23 protein-coding genes are annotated in these 22,532 nt (G+C 63.3%); 19 read left to right on the top strand and 4 right to left on the bottom strand.

Features of this window, described 5'->3' with window-relative positions; all coding sequences use genetic code 11:
* The first annotated feature begins 55 nt into the window (after nucleotides 1–55).
* A complete protein-coding gene (locus ABAC460_RS46780) occupies nucleotides 56–1,252 on the top strand; it encodes a glycine C-acetyltransferase (protein WP_023455816.1) in 1,197 nt (398 codons plus the stop codon).
* Entirely contained in the window at nucleotides 1,249–2,328 is a 1,080-nt protein-coding gene (tdh, locus tag ABAC460_RS46785; protein ID WP_023455817.1) for an L-threonine 3-dehydrogenase, read from the top strand. Before ABAC460_RS46780 ends, tdh begins: the two co-directional genes overlap by 4 nt.
* On the opposite strand, the gene ABAC460_RS46790 is transcribed toward tdh, so the two are convergent.
* Together ABAC460_RS46790 and ABAC460_RS46795 are read right to left on the bottom strand one after the other, a co-directional pair.
* A complete protein-coding gene (locus ABAC460_RS46790) occupies nucleotides 2,325–3,245 on the bottom strand; it encodes an ornithine cyclodeaminase family protein (protein WP_023455818.1) in 921 nt (306 codons plus the stop codon). The two genes, tdh and ABAC460_RS46790, sit on opposite strands and share 4 nt — an antisense overlap.
* A gap of 253 nt (nucleotides 3,246–3,498) precedes the next feature.
* Nucleotides 3,499–4,419 carry a LysR family transcriptional regulator gene (locus ABAC460_RS46795; protein ID WP_031237555.1) on the bottom strand — a complete coding sequence of 307 codons (921 nt, stop codon included), beginning with the start codon at nucleotides 4,417–4,419 and terminating at the stop codon, nucleotides 3,499–3,501.
* A 122-nt stretch (nucleotides 4,420–4,541) separates the two neighbouring features.
* Here ABAC460_RS46795 and ABAC460_RS46800 point away from each other — a divergent pair, with 122 nt between their 5' ends.
* The 9 genes from ABAC460_RS46800 (at nucleotide 4,542) to ABAC460_RS46840 (ending at nucleotide 14,279) form a co-directional block, all read left to right on the top strand.
* Entirely contained in the window at nucleotides 4,542–5,825 is a 1,284-nt protein-coding gene (locus ABAC460_RS46800; protein ID WP_023455820.1) for an NAD(P)/FAD-dependent oxidoreductase, read from the top strand.
* Between the two features lie 100 nt (nucleotides 5,826–5,925).
* A complete protein-coding gene (gene amaB / locus ABAC460_RS46805; RefSeq protein WP_023455821.1) occupies nucleotides 5,926–7,461 on the top strand; it encodes an L-piperidine-6-carboxylate dehydrogenase in 1,536 nt (511 codons plus the stop codon).
* The gene (locus tag ABAC460_RS46810) at nucleotides 7,454–8,656 is read left to right on the top strand and encodes an acyl-CoA dehydrogenase (protein ID WP_023455822.1); all 1,203 of its coding nucleotides are present in this window, start codon (nucleotides 7,454–7,456) and stop codon (nucleotides 8,654–8,656) included. Before amaB ends, ABAC460_RS46810 begins: the two co-directional genes overlap by 8 nt.
* Before the next feature lie 93 nt (nucleotides 8,657–8,749).
* Nucleotides 8,750–9,886 carry a CaiB/BaiF CoA transferase family protein gene (locus tag ABAC460_RS46815; RefSeq protein ID WP_023455823.1) on the top strand — a complete coding sequence of 379 codons (1,137 nt, stop codon included), beginning with the start codon at nucleotides 8,750–8,752 and terminating at the stop codon, nucleotides 9,884–9,886.
* The gene (locus ABAC460_RS46820; protein WP_023455824.1) at nucleotides 9,883–11,532 is read left to right on the top strand and encodes a thiamine pyrophosphate-binding protein; all 1,650 of its coding nucleotides are present in this window, start codon (nucleotides 9,883–9,885) and stop codon (nucleotides 11,530–11,532) included. Before ABAC460_RS46815 ends, ABAC460_RS46820 begins: the two co-directional genes overlap by 4 nt.
* A gap of 1 nt (nucleotide 11,533) precedes the next feature.
* Nucleotides 11,534–12,160 carry a hypothetical protein gene (locus tag ABAC460_RS46825; RefSeq protein ID WP_023455825.1) on the top strand — a complete coding sequence of 209 codons (627 nt, stop codon included), beginning with the start codon at nucleotides 11,534–11,536 and terminating at the stop codon, nucleotides 12,158–12,160.
* 49 nt (nucleotides 12,161–12,209) lie between these two features.
* The gene (locus tag ABAC460_RS46830; RefSeq protein ID WP_023455826.1) at nucleotides 12,210–13,022 is read left to right on the top strand and encodes an IclR family transcriptional regulator; all 813 of its coding nucleotides are present in this window, start codon (nucleotides 12,210–12,212) and stop codon (nucleotides 13,020–13,022) included.
* Nucleotides 13,023–13,053: 31 nt separating this feature from the next.
* Entirely contained in the window at nucleotides 13,054–13,614 is a 561-nt protein-coding gene (locus tag ABAC460_RS46835) for a YdeI/OmpD-associated family protein (RefSeq protein WP_031237559.1), read from the top strand.
* Nucleotides 13,615–13,784: 170 nt separating this feature from the next.
* The gene (locus ABAC460_RS46840) at nucleotides 13,785–14,279 is read left to right on the top strand and encodes a hypothetical protein (RefSeq protein WP_023455828.1); all 495 of its coding nucleotides are present in this window, start codon (nucleotides 13,785–13,787) and stop codon (nucleotides 14,277–14,279) included.
* Here the strand turns inward: ABAC460_RS46840 and ABAC460_RS46845 are convergent.
* Nucleotides 14,266–15,009: a LytR/AlgR family response regulator transcription factor gene (locus tag ABAC460_RS46845; RefSeq protein WP_023455829.1), complete on the bottom strand. Its 744-nt coding sequence runs from the start codon at nucleotides 15,007–15,009 to the stop codon at nucleotides 14,266–14,268. The two genes, ABAC460_RS46840 and ABAC460_RS46845, sit on opposite strands and share 14 nt — an antisense overlap.
* Nucleotides 15,006–16,187, bottom strand: coding sequence for a sensor histidine kinase (locus ABAC460_RS48690; protein ID WP_023455830.1), 1,182 nt, complete (start codon nucleotides 16,185–16,187; stop codon nucleotides 15,006–15,008). The genes ABAC460_RS46845 and ABAC460_RS48690 overlap by 4 nt, the downstream gene beginning before the upstream one ends.
* Before the next feature lie 144 nt (nucleotides 16,188–16,331).
* On the opposite strand from ABAC460_RS48690, the gene ABAC460_RS46855 reads away from it, so the two are divergent.
* The 8 genes from ABAC460_RS46855 to ABAC460_RS46890 all read left to right on the top strand — a co-directional run bounded on the left by ABAC460_RS46855 (nucleotide 16,332) and on the right by ABAC460_RS46890 (nucleotide 22,468).
* Nucleotides 16,332–17,192: a sulfurtransferase gene (locus ABAC460_RS46855; protein ID WP_023455831.1), complete on the top strand. Its 861-nt coding sequence runs from the start codon at nucleotides 16,332–16,334 to the stop codon at nucleotides 17,190–17,192.
* 1 nt (nucleotide 17,193) lies between these two features.
* Complete coding sequence (locus tag ABAC460_RS46860; RefSeq protein ID WP_023455832.1) at nucleotides 17,194–17,664, top strand: YeeE/YedE thiosulfate transporter family protein; 471 nt, start codon at nucleotides 17,194–17,196, stop codon at nucleotides 17,662–17,664.
* Nucleotides 17,661–18,200 (top strand): YeeE/YedE thiosulfate transporter family protein, encoded by a 540-nt coding sequence (locus ABAC460_RS46865; protein ID WP_023455833.1) that lies wholly within the window; start codon nucleotides 17,661–17,663, stop codon nucleotides 18,198–18,200. The genes ABAC460_RS46860 and ABAC460_RS46865 overlap by 4 nt, the downstream gene beginning before the upstream one ends.
* Nucleotides 18,197–18,742 carry a rhodanese-like domain-containing protein gene (locus ABAC460_RS46870; protein WP_023455834.1) on the top strand — a complete coding sequence of 182 codons (546 nt, stop codon included), beginning with the start codon at nucleotides 18,197–18,199 and terminating at the stop codon, nucleotides 18,740–18,742. The genes ABAC460_RS46865 and ABAC460_RS46870 overlap by 4 nt, the downstream gene beginning before the upstream one ends.
* 167 nt (nucleotides 18,743–18,909) lie before the next feature.
* The gene (locus ABAC460_RS46875; RefSeq protein ID WP_162150356.1) at nucleotides 18,910–20,190 is read left to right on the top strand and encodes an aminotransferase class V-fold PLP-dependent enzyme; all 1,281 of its coding nucleotides are present in this window, start codon (nucleotides 18,910–18,912) and stop codon (nucleotides 20,188–20,190) included.
* 258 nt (nucleotides 20,191–20,448) lie between these two features.
* Nucleotides 20,449–20,703, top strand: a complete 255-nt coding sequence (locus tag ABAC460_RS46880; RefSeq protein WP_023455836.1) for a GlsB/YeaQ/YmgE family stress response membrane protein — start codon at nucleotides 20,449–20,451, stop codon at nucleotides 20,701–20,703.
* 308 nt (nucleotides 20,704–21,011) lie between these two features.
* Complete coding sequence (locus tag ABAC460_RS46885) at nucleotides 21,012–21,383, top strand: hypothetical protein (RefSeq protein ID WP_023455837.1); 372 nt, start codon at nucleotides 21,012–21,014, stop codon at nucleotides 21,381–21,383.
* A gap of 446 nt (nucleotides 21,384–21,829) precedes the next feature.
* Nucleotides 21,830–22,468: a GntR family transcriptional regulator gene (locus ABAC460_RS46890; protein WP_023455838.1), complete on the top strand. Its 639-nt coding sequence runs from the start codon at nucleotides 21,830–21,832 to the stop codon at nucleotides 22,466–22,468.
* Nucleotides 22,469–22,532: the final 64 nt, after the last annotated feature.

Below are 22,532 nucleotides of genomic sequence, written 5' to 3' on the forward strand. Positions count from 1 at the left end.
AAACTAAATAAGCGAGGGTGTAGGGGACGGGGTCAAAGTTAGTTGGAGTGCCGCAATGCGCACCGCCTTTTACGACCGCGTCGATACCACCCTCGCCGACATTGCCACCCGCGGTCTGACCAAGCCCGAGCACGTCATCGCCTCGCCGCAAAGCCCGGCCCTGACCCTGGCTGACGGCCGCCGGGTCATCAACTTCTGCGCCAACAACTACCTCGGGCTGGCCGACCACCCCGAGGTGATCGAAGCTGGGCGTGAGGCGTTGCTGTCGCACGGTTCGGGTATGGCCAGCGTGCGCTTTATCTGCGGCACCCAGGACCTGCACAAGCAACTGGAAGCGCGTATCGCGGCCTATGTCGGCAAGGATGATGCCATCCTCTATGCCGCCTGTTTCGACGCCAATGGCGGGGTGTTCGAACCGCTGCTGGGCGAGGAAGACGCGATCGTCTCGGACTCGCTGAACCATGCCTCGATCATCGACGGTGTGCGCCTGACCAAGGCCAAGAAGTACCGCTTCAAAAACGCCGACCTCAATGACCTGGAAGAGCAGCTCAAGGCCGCACGTGCGGCCGGCGCCCGCACGGTGCTGATCGCCACCGATGGCGTGTTTTCGATGGATGGCTATTTCGCGCCGCTGGACGGGATCGCCGAACTGGCCGACCGGTACGACGCCCTGATCATGGTCGATGACTGCCACGCCACCGGTTTTGTCGGCCCCAAAGGCGCCGGCACGCCGCACCGGCTCAAGGTCGCCGACCGGGTTGACATCCTGACCGGCACCTTCGGCAAGGCCCTGGGCGGCGCGATGGGCGGCTATGTCGCCGCGAAGAGGTCCGTTATCGATTTGCTGCGGCAAAGGTCGCGGCCGTATCTGTTCTCCAATGCCTTGGCGCCCGCCGTCACCGCCGCTTCGATCAAGGCCATCGACCTGGCCGAAGCCGGCGATGACCGCCGCGCCCAACTCGACGCCAATGCCGCCCGTTTCCGCGCCGGGTTGACTAAGGCCGGGTTCAAGCTCCTGCCCGGTTCGCATCCGATCATTCCGGTCATGCTGGGCGACGCCAAGCTGGCGCAACAGATGGCGGCCAATCTGCTCGACCACGGCATCTATGTCATCGGCTTCTCCTTCCCGGTCGTCCCGGATGGCCAGGCGCGCATCCGCACCCAGATGTCGGCCGCTCACAGCTTCGCGCAGATCGACGCCGCCATCGCCGCCTTTACCGCCGTCGGCGCGGATCTGGGGGTGATGGCATGAGCGACGACGTGAAGCCCCTGACCGTGGCCGCCACGCGGCCGGCGACTATGACGGCCCTGGCCAAGCTGAAGGCCGAGCCGGGTATGTGGCAGACCACCGTGCCGGTGCCCGTCTGTGGGCCGGACGAGGTGCTGATCCGCATCACCCACACCGCCATCTGCGGGACCGATATCCATATCTACAACTGGGATGACTGGGCGGCGAAGACCATCCCCGTCCCCATGGTGACCGGCCACGAATTCGCCGGCGAGATCGTCGAGATCGGGGCGCGGGTGACGCGCAAGTTGTGGTTGGGCCAGCGGGTTTCCGGCGAAGGCCACGTCATCAGCCTGGACAGCGAAGCCGCCCGCATGGGCCGCTTCCATCTCGATCCGGACACGCAGGGCATAGGTGTCAACCGGCCGGGGGCTTTTGCGCAATATCTTGCGTTGCCGGCGTTCAATGTCGTGCCCCTACCCGAGCGCGTTTCGAATGAGGTCGGCGCGGTGCTGGATCCGTTCGGCAATGCCATCCATACCCTGCAGCAGGCCGATGTCGTCGGCGCCGATGTGCTGGTGACCGGAGCCGGGCCGATCGGCATCATGGCGGCGGCGGCGGCGCGCTTTGTCGGCGCCCGCAGTGTGACCATCACCGATATCAATCCTTACCGGCTGGAGCTGGCCGGGCGGATGGCCGATGTCCGCACGGTCGATGTGTCGAAGGAAGACCTGCACGATGTTCGCCGCGAACTTGGCGTGGCCAACGGCTATGATGTGGCGCTGGAAATGTCGGGCGCCAAGCCGGCCATCCCCCAAGCTTTGGAGCACCTGCGGATGGGCGGGGCGTTAACCTTATTGGGCATCCCGTCGGGCGACAGCACGGTGAACTGGTCCGACGTCATCATGAAGGCCATCACCATCCGTGGCGTCTACGGCCGCGAGATGTTCGAGACCTGGCGCAAGATGCTGGGCCTGATCGAGGGGGGCTTCCCGATCGAGCGGATCATCACCCATCGCTTGCCAGCGTCCGAGTTCCAGGCGGGCTTCGACGCCATGCGGTCAGGCCAGTCCGGCAAGGTCGTCCTGGCGTGGAACTAGCGTAGGGCGATGGCCGCCGCCGCCAGGTCCTGGGAGGCTTCGCCGACGCTTTTGAACAGGGTAATGACCTCTTCGCGGCGTTCGACCTGGGCGTGACGGCACAGGTCGGGCAAGGTGCCGCGGATATCCTCATAACGGATGATGCCGTGCGACAAAGGCCCGGCCAGGTCGCCAGCCTCGCTCATGGCGGCGTGGCTATCGACCCAGATGCTGGCGCGCGCCATGGCGGCATCGTCGGCCTCGCGCATGTCGTGGGTATAGCCGCCGATCAGGGCGACGTGCTGGCCAGGCGCCAGCCATTCGCCCTTGACCAAGGGTGTGTGGCTCAGGGTGGCGCAGGCGATGATGTCGGCGCGTTGCGCGGCGTTAGCAAGGTCCTCGGTCGCCGTCGCCGCAAAGCCGTGGTCGCGAAGATGGTGGGCCAGCTTTTCGGCATTGGCGTGGGTGGGGCTGTAGACGTCGACGGTGCGGATATCGCGGACAGCGCGGTAGGCGAAGGCGAGTTCGCTGGCAATCCGGCCGGAGCCGACCAGCAACAGGCGATGGGCGTGGCTTAGGGCAAGCCGGTCAGCGGCGATGGCCGCCACCGCGGCGGTACGGCGGGCGGTCAGTTCTCCGCCGTCCAGCAGGGCGCGGTGTTCGCCGGTGACGGCGTCGAACAGCAGGTAGCTGGCGGTCACGGCGGGCAGGCTGCGGGCGGCGTTGCCGGGGGTGACATTGACGATCTTGACGCCGCCGAAGCCTTCGGTCCAGGCCGGCATCATCAGCAGGGTAGCGTCCGGTTCGCCGGCTTGGTGGACGGTATGGACATGACGCTGGGGGCTGTCGGTTTTGCGCAGCAAAAGCGGCGGCAGGTCGCGCACCAGGACATCGTAAGGCAGCCGTTCGATCAGGTCGCGGGCGCTGAGAATCTGCATGGTGTGGCTCCCTTTTTGCGCAGTGTTAGACCTGAGTTGACGGTCTTGCAAGAAAGGAAGGGGGAACACGGAAAACACTGAAGGCCGCTGCGCGGCGACACTGAAGACACGGAATTCCGGATTAACAATCTCCCGCGCGAAGCGCCATGCGACAATGTAAAATGTGAACGCGCTTCGCGCGGGGCAGCACAGATTTACGTGTTTTCAGTGTCCGGCGCCGAAGGCGGCGTTTCAGTGTTTTCCGTGTTCCCTCTTACCTTGCCTCAGAACTATCAGCTGTCATCTCCGCCAGAATCCACTCCCGGAAGGCCCGCAAGGGCGGGTGGTCACCGCGTTCCGCCGGCCAGGCCAGGTAGTAGGCTTCGGCGTTCTTCATCTCACCGCCGTCCGGCAAATCCAGCGCACGTACCAGTTGCCCGGCCTTCAGTTCCTCCTCGATCAGGAAGGTCGGCAGCAAGGCCACCCCCAGCCCTGCCCGCGCCACCTGAGCCACCGTAGCGAACTGGTCGAACAGCATGCCCTGGACATGTTCCGCCGGGGCATTGTGTACCCGCAACCAGCGTTCCCAGGCATCCGGCCGCGTCGTCAGGTGCAATAACGGCGCGGCGCGTAGATCTCCCGCCGTTGCAAAGCCATGCTGCGCTTTCAGGGCTGGGCTGCAGGCCGGCACAACATATTCTTCGCGCAGCAAAACCGTCTCCGCCCCCGGCCACCGGCCCAGGCCATGGTGGATGGCGGCGTCCAGCGGCTCCAGGGCGAAATCGAACACCGTCAGCCGCGTCATCAGGTTCAGGGTAATCCCCGGACTGGCGTTCAAAAACGACGGCAGGCGCGGCGCCAGCCACCGCGTCCCGAACGTCGGCAAAATCGCCAGGTTCAACGTCCCGCCCAGAGGATTGGCGCGCAGGTTCAGCGACGCCGTGCCGATCTTTTTCAGGGCATCGCGGATGTCGCGGGCATAGGCCTCACCGCCGGGCGTCAACCGGATGGTCTGGCGCTCGCGGTGAAACAGCTCGACCTCCAACTGTTCTTCCAGGGCCTTGATCTGGCGGCTGACGGCGCTCTGGGTCAGGTTTAGTTCGCGCGCCGCCGCCGTGACGCTGCCGGTGCGGGCGGCGGCCTCGAAAGCCTGCAGATGCGACAGGGACGGCAGGAAGCGGCGGGGGGCTAACATATTCTGATATGGAATGATCTCTTGCGCAAATATCGCTATATCGCGGCTTTTGTTGCGCGTAAACATACCGAAAAAGAATAAACTCACCTTTGCGAGTCCACTTTACAGGTCAGCGCCTTCCCATGTCCGTACGCCCCACAACTCATGGACTTTGGGAGACCACAGCCCCGCCCGCGCCCGTCACCACGGCGCTGGCGGGGGATATTTCCTGCGATGTCGCCATTGTCGGCGGCGGCTATACCGGCCTGTCGTGCGCGCTGCACCTGGCCAAGCGCGGCCTGAAGGCCGTTGTCCTCGAAGCGAAATCCATCGGATTCGGCGGCGCCGGCCGCAATGTCGGCCTGGTCAATGCCGGCATGTGGGTCATGCCCGACGAACTGCCGCGCGTCCTGGGCGAGGTCCATGGCGACCGGTTGCTCAATCTTTTGGGCAATGCCCCGCAGGCCGTTTTCGATATTGTCGAGAGTTACGGGATTGCCTGCGAACTGCAAAAACACGGCACCCTGCATTGCGCCGTCGGTGAAAAGGGTTTGGACGAGCTGAAACAGCGCGCGGCGCAGTGGCGTGCCCGCCAGGCGCCCGTCCATCTGCTGTCGGCCGACGAAGCCGCCCAGCGCATCGGCAGCGACGTCTATTCCGGCGCCCTGCTGGACCTGCGCGCCGGCACCATCCAGCCCATGGCCTATGTCCGGGGCCTGGCCCATGCCGCGGTCAAGGAAGGCGCTGTGCTCCACACCGACAGCCCGGTGAGCGACGTCGTTGCGAACCGCGAGCGCTGGACGGCCTGGACGGCCGGCGGATCGGTCACCGCCAACTGGGTGGTCATGGCCACCGACGCCTATACCCAGGGCCCGTGGGAGATCATCCGCAAGGAACAGGTCCACCTGCCCTATTTCAATTTGGCGACCCAGCCCCTGCCCGACGCCGTGCGCGCCTCGATTTTGCCGGGTCATGAGGGTTGCTGGGACACCGAAGAGGTTTTGTCGTCCTTCCGCATGGATGCGCGCGGCCGGTTGGTTTTCGGCAGTGTCGGCGCCCTGCGCGGCACGGGTGAGGCTATCCATCGCGGCTGGGCTTTGCGCGCGTTGCACAAGCTGTTCCCGCAGATCGGGCCGGTCGAGTTCGAAGCCGAATGGTTCGGCTGGATCGGGATGACCGACGACAACCTGCCGCGGTTTCACAAATTTGCCGACCGCGTTGTCGGCATCAGCGGTTATAATGGCCGCGGAATCGCCCCGGGCACGGTCATGGGCCGGACGCTGGCGGAGTTGATCGCCGGCGAGAAGACCGAAGACGATTTGCCTTTGCCGCTCACCACGCCCGAAGCGGCGAAGATGCGCGTGCTGAAAGAAGTGTTTTACGAAGCCGGCGCCCAGGCTGTTCACCTGGCCGGAGCCCGGTTCTGATGTTTAGCTGAAGAAAGATACCCCTCCACCGCTTCGCGGTCCCCCTCCCCACTTCGTGGAGAGGAGTAGCAGCAAGCGATGGCAACCGAAGGACTTGACCATGATCACCGAAAAGACCCGCACCGGCGAAGAGGTCGCCAATCTGCTGAAGGCGCTCGGCGTCGACGCCGCCACCTATACCGGCGGCAGCCTGACCGTCACCTCGCCCGTAACCGGCGATGAGATCGCGCAGACCGTCGAAACCCCGGCCGCCGACGCATCTAAGGCCATCGACGCCGCCCACCAGGCCTTCCTAGACTGGCGCACCATCCCCGCTCCCAAGCGCGGCGAACTGGTCCGCCTGTTCGGCGAAGAACTGCGGGTCCACAAGGCCGAGCTGGGCAAGCTGGTCTCGCTGGAAGTCGGCAAGGTCACTTCGGAAGGCCTGGGCGAAGTCCAGGAAATGATCGACATCTGCGACTTCGCCGTTGGCCTGTCGCGGCAACTCTACGGCCTGACCATCGCCACGGAACGCAGCCAGCACCGCATGATGGAAACCTGGCACCCGCTGGGCGTGGTCGGCATCATCTCGGCCTTCAACTTCCCGGTCGCCGTGTGGGCATGGAACGCCGCCCTGGCCCTGGTGTGCGGCAACGCGATCGTGTGGAAGCCGTCGGAAAAGTCCCCCCTCACCGCCCTGGCCACCCACGCCATCTTCGAACGCGCCCTGAAGCGCTATGTCGACGACGGCTATGACGCCCCGGCGGGCCTGTCGGCCCTGATCATCGGCGGCCGCGACATTGGTGAAGCCCTGGTCGACCACGACAAGGTCGCCCTGGTCTCGGCCACCGGCTCGACCGCCATGGGTCGCGCAGTCGGCCCCAAGCTGGCCGCGCGCTTTGCCCGCTCGATCCTGGAACTGGGCGGCAACAACGCCGCCATCATCGCGCCGACCGCCGACCTCGACCTGGCCCTGCGAGGCATCGCCTTCTCGGCCATGGGCACGGCCGGCCAGCGCTGCACGACGCTGCGCCGCCTGTTCGTCCACGACAGCGTCTATGACACCCTGATCCCGCGCCTCAAAAAGGCTTACGCGTCAGTCAAGATCGGTAACCCGATGGAGGACGGCGTCCTGGTCGGCCCGCTGATCGACAAGGCGGCCTTCGACGGCTTCGAAAAGGCCCTCGCCGACGCCAAGGCTTCGGGCGGCGTCATCACCGGCGGCGAACGCGCTTCGGTCGGCGGCGATAACGCCTATTATGTCCGCCCGGCCATTGTTGAAATGACCAAGCATGAAGGCCCGATGCTGCGCGAAACCTTTGCACCGATCCTCTATGTGATGCGCTATTCCGACGTGAAGGACGCCATCGCCATGCAGAACGATGTCGGGGCCGGCCTGTCGTCGTCGATATTCACCAACGATATTCGCGAAGCCGAGCTGTTCATGTCGGCGGCCGGGTCGGACTGCGGCATCGCCAATGTCAATATTGGCACCTCGGGCGCCGAAATCGGCGGCGCCTTCGGTGGCGAAAAGGAAACCGGCGGCGGCCGTGAATCGGGTTCGGATTCCTGGCGCGCCTATATGCGCCGTGCCACCAACACCATCAACTACGGCAGCTCTCTGCCGCTGGCCCAGGGCGTGAAATTCGATGTCTGATACAGCGCATCCCGCGAAGGTCGGCTTTGATTGGGCCGATCCGTTCCTGCTGCACGAGCAGCTGACGGACGACGAACGCATGATCCAGGACGCCGCCCGCGCCTATTGTCAGGACAACCTGATGCCGCGCGTGCTGAAGGCCTATGGCGAGGAATATACCGACCGCCATATCTTTAACGAGATGGGCGAACTGGGCCTGCTGGGCGCCACCCTGCCGGAGCAATATGGTGGCGCCGGCGCGTCCTATGTCGCCTATGGCCTGGTGGCGCGTGAAGTCGAGCGCGTCGATTCCGGTTATCGTTCGATGATGAGCGTGCAGTCGTCGCTGGTCATGCACCCGATCTACGCCTACGGCACCGAAGAACAGCGCATGAAATACCTGCCGAAGCTGGCGCGCGGCGAATGGGTCGGCTGTTTCGGCCTGACCGAGCCCGATGCCGGTTCGGATCCGGGCTCGATGCGCACCAAAGCTGAGAAGATCGACGGTGGTTACCGGTTGACCGGCACCAAGATGTGGATTTCCAACTCGCCGATCGCCGATGTTTTTGTCGTCTGGGCGAAGTCGGATGCCCATGGCGGCGAGATCAAGGGCTTCGTCCTCGAAAAGGGGATGAAGGGCCTGAGCGCACCGAAGATCCACGGCAAGCTGTCCTTGCGTGCGTCGATCACCGGCGAGATCGTCATGGACGGGGTCGAGGTATCGGAAGATGCTTTGTTGCCGAACGTGTCGGGGTTGAAGGGGCCGTTCGGCTGTCTCAACCGTGCGCGCTACGGGATCGCCTGGGGCGTCATGGGTGCGGCCGAAGACTGTTGGCATCGCGCCCGCCAGTACGGGCTGGACCGCAAGCAATTCGGCAAGCCTTTGGCCCAGATGCAGTTGTTTCAAAAGAAACTGGCGGATATGCAGACCGAGATTACGTTGGGTCTGCAGGCGGCATTGCGCGTCGGTCAGTTGTTCGACGCCGGCAAGGTGGCGCCGGAGATGATCTCGCTGATCAAGCGCAACAACTGCGGCAAGGCTTTGGATATTGCGCGGGTGGCGCGCGACATGCATGGCGGTAATGGGATTCACGAAGAATTTCATGTCATGCGGCATTCGCAGAACCTGGAAACCGTCAACACCTACGAAGGCACGCATGATGTCCACGCCCTGATCCTGGGCCGGGCTCAGACGGGTCTGCAGGCGTTTTTCTAGATCAAGCAAGAGGCCCCTCACCCCCACCCTCTCCCCGTGAAGAACGGGGAGAGGGAGTCACGACAGCGCTCTTCCTCATCTCTTGGCTTTGATATGAAACCCCTTTCCGGCCTGAAAGTTCTCGAACTGGCGCGTATCCTGGCCGGGCCGTGGTGCGGCCAGCTTCTCGCCGACCTGGGCGCCGAGGTCATCAAGATCGAACGCCCCGAAACCGGCGACGATACCCGCACCTGGGGGCCTCCGTTTGTCACCGATGCCGACGGAAACGCCTGGGGGGCCGCCTATTTCCATAGCTGCAATCGCGGCAAGTCGTCGGTGGCTATCGCTTTCGAGACACCCGAAGGCCAGGCGGCGATCCGCGCTTTGGCGGCCGAAGCCGATATCGTCATCGAGAACTTCAAGGTCGGCGGCCTGAAGAAATATGGCCTCGACTATGACAGCCTGAAGGCCGTCAATCCGCGCCTGATCTATGCTTCGATCACCGGCTTCGGCCAGACCGGCCCCTATGCCGGCCGCGCCGGTTACGACTACATCATCCAGGGCATGAGCGGTTTGATGGACATCACCGGCGAGCCCGAGCGCGAGCCGCAGAAGGTCGGCGTCGCCATCGTCGACATCTTCACCGGCGTCTATACGGCCACTGCTATCCTGGCGGCGCTGAACGGCCGTCATGCCACCGGCGAAGGCTGCCATATCGACATGTCGCTATTCGATACCGCCACCGCCGTGTTGGCCAACCAGGCGTCGAACTACCTGGTGTCGGGCAAGTCGCCGATGCGGCTGGGCAATGCCCATCCCAATATCGCGCCGTACCAGGTGTTCCAGGTCGCCGATGGCCATGTCATTATCGCCGTAGGCAATGACGGTCAGTTCCAGAAGCTGTGCGCCGCCCTGGGCGCGGCCGAGGTCGGCGCCAATCCGGCCTATGCCACCAATGCCTTGCGTGTGGCGGGTCGCACGGATTTGCAATCCGCTTTGTGGCCGTTTTTGCTGCAGCATACACGCACCGATCTGCTCGATTTGCTGGAGCGTCACGGTGTGCCGGCCGGGCCGATCAGCCGCATCGAGGACGTATTCAGCGACCCGCAGATCATCCATCGCGGCCTGAAACTGGAACTGGACGGCGTGCCGTCGGTCGCCTCCCCTATCGTTATTGACGGCCGGCGCATGGCGGCCGATACCCCCTCCCCCAAGCTTGGCTCCGGCGAGCCGCAATGGAAAGACTCATGAGAACCGGCGGACAGATCCTTGTCGACCAACTGAAAATCCAGGGCGTCGAGCGCCTGACCTGCGTGCCGGGCGAAAGCTATCTCGCCGCGCTGGATGCCATGTACGGCAACGGCATGGACGTGCTGATCTGCCGCCACGAAGGCGGAGCGGCCATCATGGCCGAGGCCTATGGCAAGCTGACCGGCAAGCCCGGCATCTGTTTCGTCACGCGCGGCCCGGGCGCCATGAATGCCGCCCATGGTGTCCACATCGCCCAGCACGATTCCACCCCGATGATCCTGTTCATCGGCCAGGTCGAGCGCGCCATGCTGGGCCGCGGCGCCTTCCAGGAGATGGATTACGAACAGGTCTTCGCCAGCGTCGCCAAGTGGGTGGTCGAAATCCACGATCCGAAGCGCATTCCCGAAATCATCGCCCGTGCTTTCCGCGTTGCCACGCAAGGGCGGCCCGGACCCGTGGTGATTTCGCTGCCCGAGGACATCCTGACCGAGATGGCCGAGGCCAATGATGCCGCTGCGGTGGTGCCGGCGCGGGCGGAGATGTCGATCACGCAGTTTCAGCAGGTCGAGCAGATGCTGTTGGGTGCGAAAAAGCCTTTGATCATCCTGGGCGGTTCGTGCTGGAGCGACGAAGGTTGCGCCGCTATCGCTGACTTTGCCGCGAAGTGGTCGCTGCCGGTGGCGACCGAATTCCGCCGCACGGCGCTGTTTCCCGCTAACCATCCGTCCTATGCCGGTGATCTCGGTTTCGGCCAGAATCCCAAGCTGTCGCAGCGAGTGAAAGAGGCCGACCTGCTGATCCTGCTGGGGGCGCGCATGGCTGAGGTGCCGTCGGCCAGCTATACGTTGATCGTTATCCCGCAGGCGAAGCAAAAGCTGATCCAAGTCTTCCCGGATGCCGCCGAGATCGGCCGGGTTTATCAGGCGGATGTGGGGATCGTTTGTGCGCCGGACAGCTTTGCCGGCTCGCTGAGCTGGATGAAGCCGCCGGTCGACAAGCCGTGGGCGCGCGAAACCGAAAACGCCCATATGGACTTCCTGATGTGGACGACCAAGCCGGCGAAACTGCCGGGCGATTTCCAGTATGGCGAGGTCATGGTGTGGCTGCGCGATACGCTGCCGGCGGATACGATTGTCTGCAACGGCGCCGGCAACTACGCCATCTGGCTGCACCGTCATTGGCGGCACACCCAGCCGCGCACCCAGGCCGCGCCAACCTGCGGCAGCGTCGGTTATTCGGTTCCGGCCGGGGTGATGGCCAAGCGGCAATATCCCGACCGCACCGTGGTCGTGTTTGCCGGCGACGGCTGTTTCCTGATGAACGGTAACGAGTTCGCCACGGCGATCCAGTACGATATTCGGGTGATCGTGATCGTGGTCGACAACGGCATGTACGGCACCATCCGCATGCACCAGGAGCGCGATTATCCTCACCGCATGATCGGCACGGACCTGAAAAACCCCGACTTTGCGGCTTATGCGATGGCGTTCGGCGGCCATGGCGAGACGGTACGGACGACCGAAGAGTTCTATCCGGCGTTCGAGCGCGCCCGCGCCAGCGGAAAGCCCGCCATCATCCATTGCTACATCGACCCGCAGGCCATTACCCCGGCCAAGACGCTCGATCAGATTGCGGCGGGCAGGTGACATGGCCGAGGATTTTAGCCCCTTCGGTGATCTGTTCGAAACGCTGCCAGGGAGGGCGGTTCCGGGTTACCTTGAACTGCTTAATCTCCACGATGGACGGTCGGCCGTGTTGAGTCTTCGGAAGGCTTGTGCCACAGATCGGCAGGTCGTTTCGTCACAGGTTCGCGCGATGTTAGGCCATGTCAACTGGCGCGTTAAACTGGTTGCCGCATCCGCCATGATCGTCGGGAATTTGACCGAATGCCTGGATGAACTCTGGGCAGCCCTTGACCGGCCGTGCTGGACGTCTCCACAACTGGCCGCGACTGCTGCGTTGGTCGATCCTGATTTCCTCGACAAGGCCCATGTAAGGCTGAATAGGCGCTGCCCCATGGTTTCGGATCGGAACCCCACGCTTTCGGCGATTGCGCGACATGTCGCCATGGGGCCGGCCTCCGATGCCGGACATTCTGCCAAACTGTTCAGCGCTCTGTTTGCACTTTGTCAGGAATTGAAGGCGTCTTGGCTAGTAGAGCTGGAGACGGAGGATGACGTCAAGGCTTTACTCGCCGCCGATAGGCACGACGGCGGTTCCATTGCCTTGGACTGGAAGGCAGAGATAACGACTCTGAAAAACCAGACCGCCTGAAACGGCTTAGATAACTGGAAATTATTTCCATTCTTGTTACCCTGTTTGAATGGAACCTATTCGCCGCCCGCGCGGCCGCCCGCGCGAAGACAAGACCGACCCAAAGACCAACCAATCGCTCGAAAAGGCGCTCAGCCTGCTGAAGGTGCTGTCGGCGCATGACGGCATGACCTTGACCGATCTGTCGGCCGCCGCCGATCAACCGCCGTCGACCGTTCACCGCCTGCTCGGAACCTTGTCAGCCAACGATTTCGTGGCCTTCGACGAAGCCACCCAGACCTGGGCCATCGGTATCGAATCCCTGCGCGTTGGCATGGCGTTCCAGCGCCGCAACAAAATCCTGCTGGCCGGACGTCCGATCATGACCGCCCTGATGGAGGCTATCGGCGAGACGGTCAACATGGCCATGCTGGACCGCTTTCAGGTTGTCTTCGTCACCCAGGTCGAATGCGAAGCGCCCATCCGCGCCTTTTTCCGCATCGGAGAACGCCGGCCAGCCTATGCTTCGGGCATCGGCAAGGCGCTACTGGCTCACCTGCCGGCGTCGCGCCTGGATCCGTTTCTGAAGACAGAAAAGCTGACGGCCCTGACTCCGGCAACCCTGGCCGATCCGGTGGCGTTGCGTGGGGATCTGGAGGCGATACGCACGCGCGGCTGGTCGCTCGACAACGAGGAAGCGACGCCCGGTATGCGCTGTATTGCTGCGCCGATCTTCAACGAGTTCGGCGAGGCCCGCGCCGGCATTTCCTTGTCCGGTCCGGCTTCGCGCCTGACGGACGATCGGATTGCGGCCCTCGGCACCCAGGTCAAAGCGGCTGCCGATAGTATCTCCGACCTGATCGGCGGACGGCTGCTGTCATGATTGAGCGGCAAGCGGCCGTAGGACAGTGGGTATGACGCACCTCGCCTTTGAAACACCCGATCATCTGTACGAATGGCTTAGGGCCAACCATGCCACTGCCACCGAGCTATGGGTCCGGATGTACAAAAAAGCGAGCGGCACACCTTCGGTCAATTGGGAGGACTGCGTCGTCACGGCGCTGGCCTGGGGCTGGATCGACGGCGTGAGACGGCCACTGGACGAGGTGTCGTTCATTCAGCGGCTTTCGCCGCGGCGCGCTAAATCGAGCTGGTCGCAAAAGAACCGCGACCATGTCGACCGGTTGATCGCCGAGGGGAGGATGCAGCCTTCAGGCCTGGAGCATGTTGAGGCCGCAAAGGCCGACGGGCGTTGGGATGCGGCCTATGCGCCGGCGTCGCAAATGGTCTTGCCGGAGGACTTCCTGGACCGGTTGCGGGAAAATCCGCCGGCGCAGACCTACTTCGATACCCTGTCGCGCAGTGCGATATTCACCATCTATTTCAGGCTTCATTCTGCCAAGCGGCCGGAAACGCGCGCCAAACGTCTGGACGATATCCTGGAACGGTTGTCGCGCGGCGAAACCTGGACCTGACCTCTTGCCTTTCGTTGCCGATGCGACTATGTAGCGGCTCTGCGGCCGTTCAGGACGGCCCGGCCCCACGAAAGGCGCAAGCCCTCCTGACGCGTAACCTGCGACCACAATTCGCTCTTTTGCGGCCTTCTCGGGATGGGGAAAAGGCCGGTATGCAAAGGAGATTTCCCATGCCGGATACGGCCTCCCCTACCCTCGACCACTATAAACGCGACGCCGCGCGCCTGTTGAAACAGGCCCGTGCCGGCGACGCCACGGCGTTGCAACGCTTCCAGCGTCTCGATAATCCGCCGGCTGAGATTCAGCTCAAGCATGCCCTGGCCGTCGTCGCCGGTGAAGCCGGACATGACAGCTGGACGGATTTGAAGCAGGCAAGTGGACTCGATTTTTCAGAGTTTTTCGGCGGTCACGGCCTGCGCGACAGCCTCAATCCGTGGTTCAACAACTACGATGAAGCCAAGGCATTTCAGACGGAAAACGGCGGTGTGCTGTTGCCGTACCGGCACCATTTCTTCGTCAGTTCGACGGCTATGCTGGCGCGGCTGGGCTTCGAGGAAGACCATGCCGACTGGCAGGCCATAGGCTTTGACTTCGTGCGTCCGGCTTCGGCCGAGGCGCAAACGCGGATCAAGGCCGGGTTGCAGCGCCGGTTCACATCGGCCTGAAGCGGTCCTGGAAGGCAGCGCTGACCGGAACGGTTTCGGCGCTGCCGTGCAGCAGGATCTTCAGCCGGCCATCCTCGTCCTTGCGTATGGCGCGGATGGCCGGCACCCGCACAATGGCGCTGCGGTGGACCTGCCAGAAAATTTCCGGATCCAGTTGATTTATAAGCTCTTTCAAGGGCGTACGGATATGGGCCGAGCCCGCCGCCGTCAGGACGCAGGTGTATTTGTCCTCCGACCGGAAGGCCAGGACATCGTCGACCGCGATCATGCGGATGGTGTCGCCCGAACTGGCCGAGATCCAGCTCATGCGGCGGGTGGGCGGTAGCAGGTTAGCCTTCAGGGTCGCCAGGAGGGTGGCGGTGTCGGCGCGGTCATGATCCTCCAAACGCTTACGGATACGGGCGATGGTGGTGATCAGGCGGTCGCGTTTGACCGGTTTCAGCAAATAGTCGACGGCGCCGTCCTCGAAGGCCTTGACGGCGAACTCGTCATAGGCAGTGATGAAGACGACATGGGCGGCGCCGGCGGCGCGGGCGACCTCCAGGCCGCTCAGGCCGGGCATGCGGATGTCGAGGAAGGCAACGTCGAAGTCGTTGCTTTGTAAGGCTTCCAGGGCGGAGAAGCCGTCTTCGCACTCGGTGACAATGAGGTCCGGCCACAGTTCGGCCAGCAGGGTGCGCAGCTCGTGGCGCTGGGCGCCTTCGTCCTCGGCGATCAGGCCCGTGGTCATGCGGGAATCCTTATGACAGCCGCGGTTCCGCCGGTTTCGCGGCCGGTGATTTCGAGCGAAGCCTCGTCGCCGAAGCGGTTGCGGAGTTGGGCGCGGACATTGGCCAAGCCTAAGCCGTGGCTGGGTCCAGGCGTCAGGCCGGCGCCGTCGTCTTCGACCGAGACGGTCAATTTGTCGGTGAGGTGAGCGCGGATGGCGATCTCGCCGGGACCGGGTTTCGGCTCGATGCCGTGCTTGACCGCGTTCTCGACCAGGGAGATCAGAATGAGGGGTGGAAACGGGTGTGCACGTACCTCATCGGATATGTCGAGGATGATCCGAATACGGCCCTCAATTCGAATATTCATTAATTCCAGATAACGGGAACAGATATCGACCTGTTTGCCGAGGGTGGCGTCTTCAAGAGTCGTCTCGCGGAAGGTCGGAAGGGTCGACCTGAGATAGTCGGCCAGGGCGTCGATCGTCGTCGCGGCGCGCTTCGGGTCGGTGGCGACCAGCGAGCGGACCGAGGCCAGGGTGTTGAACAGGAAGTGCGGCTCGACCTGGGCCTGGAGGACGGCCAAGCGCAGGTCGGCGGCATCGCGTTCGCTGCGCAGGGTGGCGACCTGTTGTTGCGCAGCATGGGCCGCCAGGCGCCGACGTTCGCTTAAGTATTGAAACAGGGCGAAGCCGCCCCCAACGGCCACCAGGACCAGGGTGCCGCCGTCCAGACTGAAGCGCAGGACGGCGGAGATCAGCAGGAAGACATCGGGTATCTCCATCGGGTGGCCCCGGAAGGGCACCATGAGGTAGTCGTGGTACCTGTCGACCCAGGTGTCGGCCAGCTTGGCGATGAACAGGCCGAGCAGCAGGGCGATGACGACCAGGATGCGCTCGAATTTGAGGGGCAGGCCGATATAGCGGACACCTGTGGCCAGCAGCGGCCCGGCGCTGACCATGATCAGGCCGCACAGGCAGGCGACGGCGGCCAGGGCCGGCCAGTCGCCCAGGGCGTTCATGCCGAAGCCGTGCCACGAGGCATAGCCGGTGCCATAGACCAGGGCGACCGGCCAGAACACCCAGCCGCGGCGTAGCCACCACGACCACGAGAAGGTCGGGTACATGTCGTGGCGCCGCCACCATTCGCGGCCTGTCGTGTCGGGCGGAAGCGGCGTGTCGAGGTGGGTCAGGTGAGTCATAAGCCATCATAACCGGTTCCGGGGACGATCGCACCTGCGTCCGTCCGGCGTGGGCGGCGTTCATCCGGCAAAGGCTGGGTTTCGTCGCATCGGCCGTTTGGGCGAGCGGATCGGTCGTAGGTTGTGGCATCCAAGGAGGCTGTCATGATCCGAACCTTAACCCTTGCGCTTTTCGCTTTTGCGGGCACCGCCCAGGCGGGCGATATGCGTGTGTCACAGCCGTGGCTGGCTGCCCATGCCCAGGATAGCGACCTGGTGTTGCTGCATGTCGGCGACAAAGGGCGGTACAAGAAGAAGCACATCCCCGGCGCACGTCATGTCGATCTCGACGATATCTCGGTCGAGGCGGGTGGTTTGAGCCTGCAGATGCCGGCGCCGGCCGACCTGAAGGCGCGTCTGGAGAAGCTGGGGATCTCGGACCGGTCGCGGGTGGTGGTCTATTACGACGAGGATTGGGTGTCGCCGGCGACGCGGGTGGTGTTTACGCTTTATGCGGCGGGTCTGGGCGAGCGGGTGTCTTTGCTGGATGGCGGGCTGACGCACTGGAAGGGGGCGGTGAGCGACAAGGCGCCGGCGGTAACGGCGGGCCGGCTGTCCGAGTTGCGCATGTTGCCGGTGGTGGTCGATCATGGCTTTGTCCAGGCGCATCTGAAGGCGCCGGGTTATGACATCATCGATGCCCGGGCGGCGATGTTCTATGATGGGCTGCATGCCGGGGGACCGATGGGCCATCAGAAGAAGGGCCATATTCCGGGCGCGAAGAACCTGCCGTTTTCCAGCTTCAATAATGACGACCTGACCCTGAAGACCACGGCGCAGTTCAAGGCTTTGTTCGCCGCGGCGGGGGTGAAGCCCGGCGACAAGGTCATCGTCTATTGCCATATCGGCCAGCAGGCGACCGAGGTGTTGTTCGCCGCGCGCGAAGCCGGTGTCGATGCTGTGCTCTATGACGGCTCGTTCGAAGACTGGGCACTGCGCAATGCCCCCGTCACGACGGATAAGTGATATGCGCGACTATACAAATCCGTATGTGGCGGGCGTCGGGCTGGGCCTGGTCCTGCTGGCCTGTTTCGTGGTCGCCGGCCAGGGGCTGGGGGCGTCGGGCGCGTTTGCCGAGGCGGCCAGCGCTGCGGTCACGACGCGCAATGCCTATTTCGACAGCTACCGTCAGGACGGTGTTGGCTGGATCGTCTGGGAAGTGGCCGGCATCGTGGTAGGCGCTGCGGTGTCGGCCCTGATGGCCGGGCGTTTTAAGTGGCAGGTGGCGCGCGGGCCTGTGGGGGTTGGGTCGCGGCTGGGGGCGGCCTTGGCGGGTGGCGTGGTTATGGGTGTCGGGGCGGTTTTGGCGCGTGGCTGCACCAGCGGCCAGGCTTTGACGGGTGGGGCGTTGCTCAGCGTCGGTAGCTGGGCGTTTATGATCGCCGTCTTCGTCGCCGGGTTCGCCGTGGCGCCGCTTCTGCGGAGGCTGTGGTCATGAACGAGATCGTTGTGGCTTTGGTGATCGGCGGGGCGTTCGGGTTTGCGTTGGAGCGCGCTGGTTTGGGCGATGCGGTCAAGCTGGCCGGGCAGTTCTATCTGCGCGATTTTACCGTGGTGAAGGTGATGTTTTCCGCCATCGTCACAGCCATGCTGGGACTGTTCTGGCTGGGACGACTGGGGGTGATCGATCTGGCGGCGGTGGCTGTGCCGGAGACCTGGCTGGTGCCGCAGGTGGTGGGTGGTCTGGTGTTCGGGGTGGGGTTCGTGCTGTGCGGATTGTGTCCGGGGACGTCATGCGTCGCGGCGGCTTCGGGGCGGTTCGATGGTTTGGCGACGGTGGTTGGCTTGTTTGGCGGGGTATTGCTGGCAGGGTTGGCCTGGCCGGTGATCGGCGGCTTTTATGAGACGACGGGCATGGGCGTGTTGACCCTGCCGCGGTTGACCGGCCTGCCCTATGCGGTGGTTGTCGCCGCGGTGACTGTGGTCGCGTTGGGGGTGTTTGCCGGGATTGAGAAATTCGGGAGGCGGTCATGAGTATCACCCGCCGTATGGGAGTCGGCGCCGGGGTGCTGGGGCTGGCGGCCGCCTTTGCCGGTTCGCCCTATCGTCATCAAGGCGGCCGGATGGATATCGGCAGGACTGTGCGGGCGATCGAGGACGGTTCGGATCATGTTTCGGCCTTGCAGTTGGCCGTGTGGATCAAGGCGCGCAAGCCGGGTTTGCGGGTGATCGATGTCCGTGCGGCGGCTGAGTTCGGGGAAGATGCGATTCCGACAGCGGAGAATATGCCGATGGAGAGGTTGGTGAAGACCGTGTTCGCGCCGCATGAGACGGTGGTGCTCTATTCCGAAGGCGGCGCCCATGCCGGCCAGGCCTGGGTGTTGCTACAGGCCCTGGGTGTGGCCAATGCGTACTACATCGCCGGCGGATTGGTCGATTGGCAGGAGCAGGTGTTGTCGCCTGTGGTGGGGCCGGAGGATGGGGAGCTTGCTGAGGTGAGCCGGTATTTCGGCGGCCAGCCGGTTGTGGGTGATGTTGGGGACGCCCCGGTAAGGATGCGGAGGCGCGGATGTTAGATCAAGCTTGCGACGGAAAGAGCTACTACGCTGGCAGTAAAGCCCCTCCCACCGCTTCGCGGTCCCCCCTCCCCGTAAACGGGGCGGGAGAAGAAAGATTAAACCCACCTGAGAGCGATTTCGATGCCCTTCGTGCGGCTGAGTTTGGGCGGCTGGATGAGCAGGGCGTGGCCTATCTCGATTTCGCCGGGGCGGCGCTGTACGGCGCGTCGCAGGTCGCGAACTATGCGCGGCGTTTGGAGCGCGGGCTGTACGGCAATCCGCATTCGGAACATGCGCCGTCGCGGGCCAGCATGGCTGAGATCGATGCGACGCGGGAGAAGGCCTTGGCGTTTTTCGATGCCGATCCGGAGGTTTATGAGGTCGTTCTGACCGCCAATACCAGCGCGGCGATCAAGCTGGTGGCCGAAAGCTATCCGTTCGGGCCGGGCAAGGGGTTGGTCTTAAGTGCGGATAACCACAACTCGGTGAACGGGATGCGGGAGTATGCCCGCGCGGTCGGGGCGGCGGTACATGTTTTGCCGTTGACGGCTGAGTTGCGATTGGATTGTCCGGCCGATCGGCTGGTTTTAAGCGCCCGGCGGTTGGGCGGCGGGTTGCTGGCCTTTCCGGCGCAATCCAACTTTTCCGGCGTGCAGCATGATCTGGGATTGGTCGAGGCGGCGCAGGATCTAGGCTTCGATGTATTGCTCGATGCGGCAGGGTGTGGGGTGTCGGGCGGGGTGTCGCTGCGTGAGCATCCGGCCGAGTTCCTGGCCTTTTCGTTTTACAAGCTGTTCGGATTGCCGACGGGTCTGGGGGCGTTGATTGTTCGGAAGGCGGCTTTGGCGCGTTTGCGGCGGCCGTGGTTTGCCGGCGGGACGGTCGATTTCGTTTCCGTGGCGCATGACCGGCATCAGTTGTCGGCCGGCCATCATGGGTTTGAGGATGGGACACCGGATTTTCTGAACGCCGGAGCTGTGGTGGACGGGTTTGCGTTTCTGGAACGGGTGGATCGGCGGGCTTTGACGGCAAGGTTGAAGGCGTTGACCGGCTATTTCCTCGATCGGGTCGTGGGTCTGAAGCACGGGAATGGAGCGCCCCTGGTCAGGGTTTACGGCCCGCAAGGCGTGACGGAGCGCGGCGGGACGGTGGCGTTCAATCTGCTGGATGCTGAGGGGTTTCCTGTCCCGTACGCCTTGGTCGAGCAGCGGGCGTATGCGCAGCGGGTGGCGATACGGGGTGGGTGTTTCTGCAATCCCGGCGCAGCGGAAGCTGCGTTCGGGTTCGCCGATATCGGTGCGTTAAGGTGTATCGACCGGCTGCGCGGGCGGTTTACGGTGGCTGAGTTTCAGGCCTGTCTGGGCGCGGATAAGGCGGTCGGCGCGGTCAGGCTGTCGGTGGGGTTGCCGACGACAATGGAGGATTTGGACAGGGCGTTGGAATTGGTGGTGGGGTTTGCGTTGTAGAGAATGAAGCAACTTAGGCTGAAGTTGCTCTTTATCGTCTCTGCCCCCTTTTACATGGCCCGGCTTTTTCCGGGTTCGGGCCGTTATGGGGTCGAGGGGCCCGAGGCCCCTCGCCTTTAATATCTTTCCTTTTCCGGGCTGCGTCTTACGGACGGTCGCCATAGATAAGGAAGTCGTATTTGGTGGGTTCGGCAAAGACCTCTATCGGTGATATCCCGATCGCGGCAAAGCCCGGTCCTTATTCAGGATACCCCCTCCATGACCCTTGAAACCATTCTTATCTGGCTTGTGATTGGTGCCGTCGCCGGCTGGTTGGCCGGTGCGGTTGTCAAGGGGGGCGGATTCGGCCTGATCGGCGATATCGTCGTGGGCATCATCGGCGCCTTCATCGGCGGCTGGCTGGCCGGTGTGCTCGGCATCCATATCGGCGGCGGAATCATCGGCACCATCATCACAGCAACCGCAGGCGCGATTGTCCTGCTTTTGATTGTGCGACTTATCAAACGCACCTGAGGTGCCGGTCTACCGGCATATCGCCAGATAACACTCAAGCGCGGGGCAATGGCACTACTGCGGTCTCCGTGGCGGGGTAGGCCTTTCGGCGGGAAAGTAAGTCGCCCTACCACCACCCTTCGCCTTCGCTATGCTACGGCTTTGGGAGGTCCCCCTCCCCGCGCGAAGAACGCGGGGAGGTATAAGAAATAAGGACGGCGTTGCCGCCATATTCGCTAATTCCCCTGAACAGGTGAAGACAACAGGCCGGCCGCGGCAAATGCTGTACTCTACGAAATATCTGCCGCCGGCTCTCAAAGGAGACCTGTATGAAAAGCCTGTTCTCGATCCTTGCTCCCGTCCTGGCCGTGGGGTTGATGGCGCAATCCGTCATGGCGCAAGACAGCAAACAAGCCCAGTTTAATGAAGACTATCAACGCGCAGCAGGTCTAGTCGACTATGCCAGTGATGAAATAACCGCGGGCAACGAGGCTTATGAAAACACCTATTGGGGCGCGGCCTGCACCCGACTTACCAATGGACAACACGCCCTGGTCGAGGCCGTAAAAATATACGAAGTCATGCTGTTAAGCGCCAATATGAGCGCCAATGCACGCGATCACATAAGCGGCCTGGATCAAAAGGTAAGAGACTTGATCGTAAACATAGACACGAAGCGCACGGATTCGTGCAATCGTTAGACCGTATTTCTCACAGGGCCAGAGGCGATGTGATTTGCGTCGTCTGCCGGTGGATGACAGCTAAGAGCCCCCGCGGTCTTGACTTACTCCGGTCCATAGGGGCCTCGCTCGCCATGGCACCGGCAACCCGCTTGCCATGAAGATGGGGAGAAGGAAGTAAGGATTCAGGGCTGGGTAAGAAAGTCGCCCCACCACCACGCCGCGGCCGTCGCTTCGCTTTGGCCTTGCGCGGTCCCCCTCCCCGCGCGAAGAGCGCGGGGAGGTATCAGATTAAGGGGCGGCCTTCGCTAAAGCCTGACATGAGAAAATGTCGCGGGGTGTCATGGCAAATTCATTGGCCTTGCATGCAGGGGCTTTGGTAGAGTTGTACCAACGACCAACGTCCTCACAAGACAGGCCGGGGCGTTAAGGGAAATGTCCGGGACCGTCTCGCCAAGAGGTAGCCTGTGACCCTGCACGTTCAGTCCATTTCCGCCCAGGTTTACGACCATCTGCGCGACTATGTCATCGCCGGACGGTTCGCGCCCGCCGTCGCTATTCGGCAAGAGGCGCTCGCCAATGAGTTGGGCGTCAGCAAGATTCCGGTGCGGGAAGCACTTATCCGTCTGGAGCGAGAAGGACTGATCCGGGTGGAGACCAATCGCGGTTTCTTCGTTGTGCCTTTGACGCAGGCTGAAGCGCGGGATGTTTATTCGTTGCGTTTGCAGATCGAGCCGCCGGCCGTCGCGGAGGCCTGTCGGGTGGCTGGTGCTCGGGATCATGCCGTGGCCAAGGCGGCTTTGGAAGCGTTGAATACGGCGGCAAGTTCCGATCGGTTAAAAGTGCCGCGCGCCAACCGGCTGTTTCATCTGTCGCTGGTGAAGCCCTTGGATCGGCCTGTGACGCTCGGGATCATCGAGCGTTTGCATCTGGTGTCAGAGCGCAATATCGGTGAGCATCTGGAGCCTGCCGGTGGCGAGGATCAGGCCCATGTCGAGCATGCGACCATGTTTGAGCATTGGGTTGCGGGGCGGGCTCAGGCGGTGGAGGCTTTGGTTCACCAGCATATCGAGGCGACGTTCGTCGATCTGATGTCGCATTATTGAGGTGGGACGGGGGCAGCCGCAACCTCCGCAAGATACCCCTCCACCCCTTCGGGGTCCCCCTCCC

This window comes from Asticcacaulis sp. AC460, assembly GCF_000495795.1.
Taxonomy (GTDB): domain Bacteria; phylum Pseudomonadota; class Alphaproteobacteria; order Caulobacterales; family Caulobacteraceae; genus Asticcacaulis.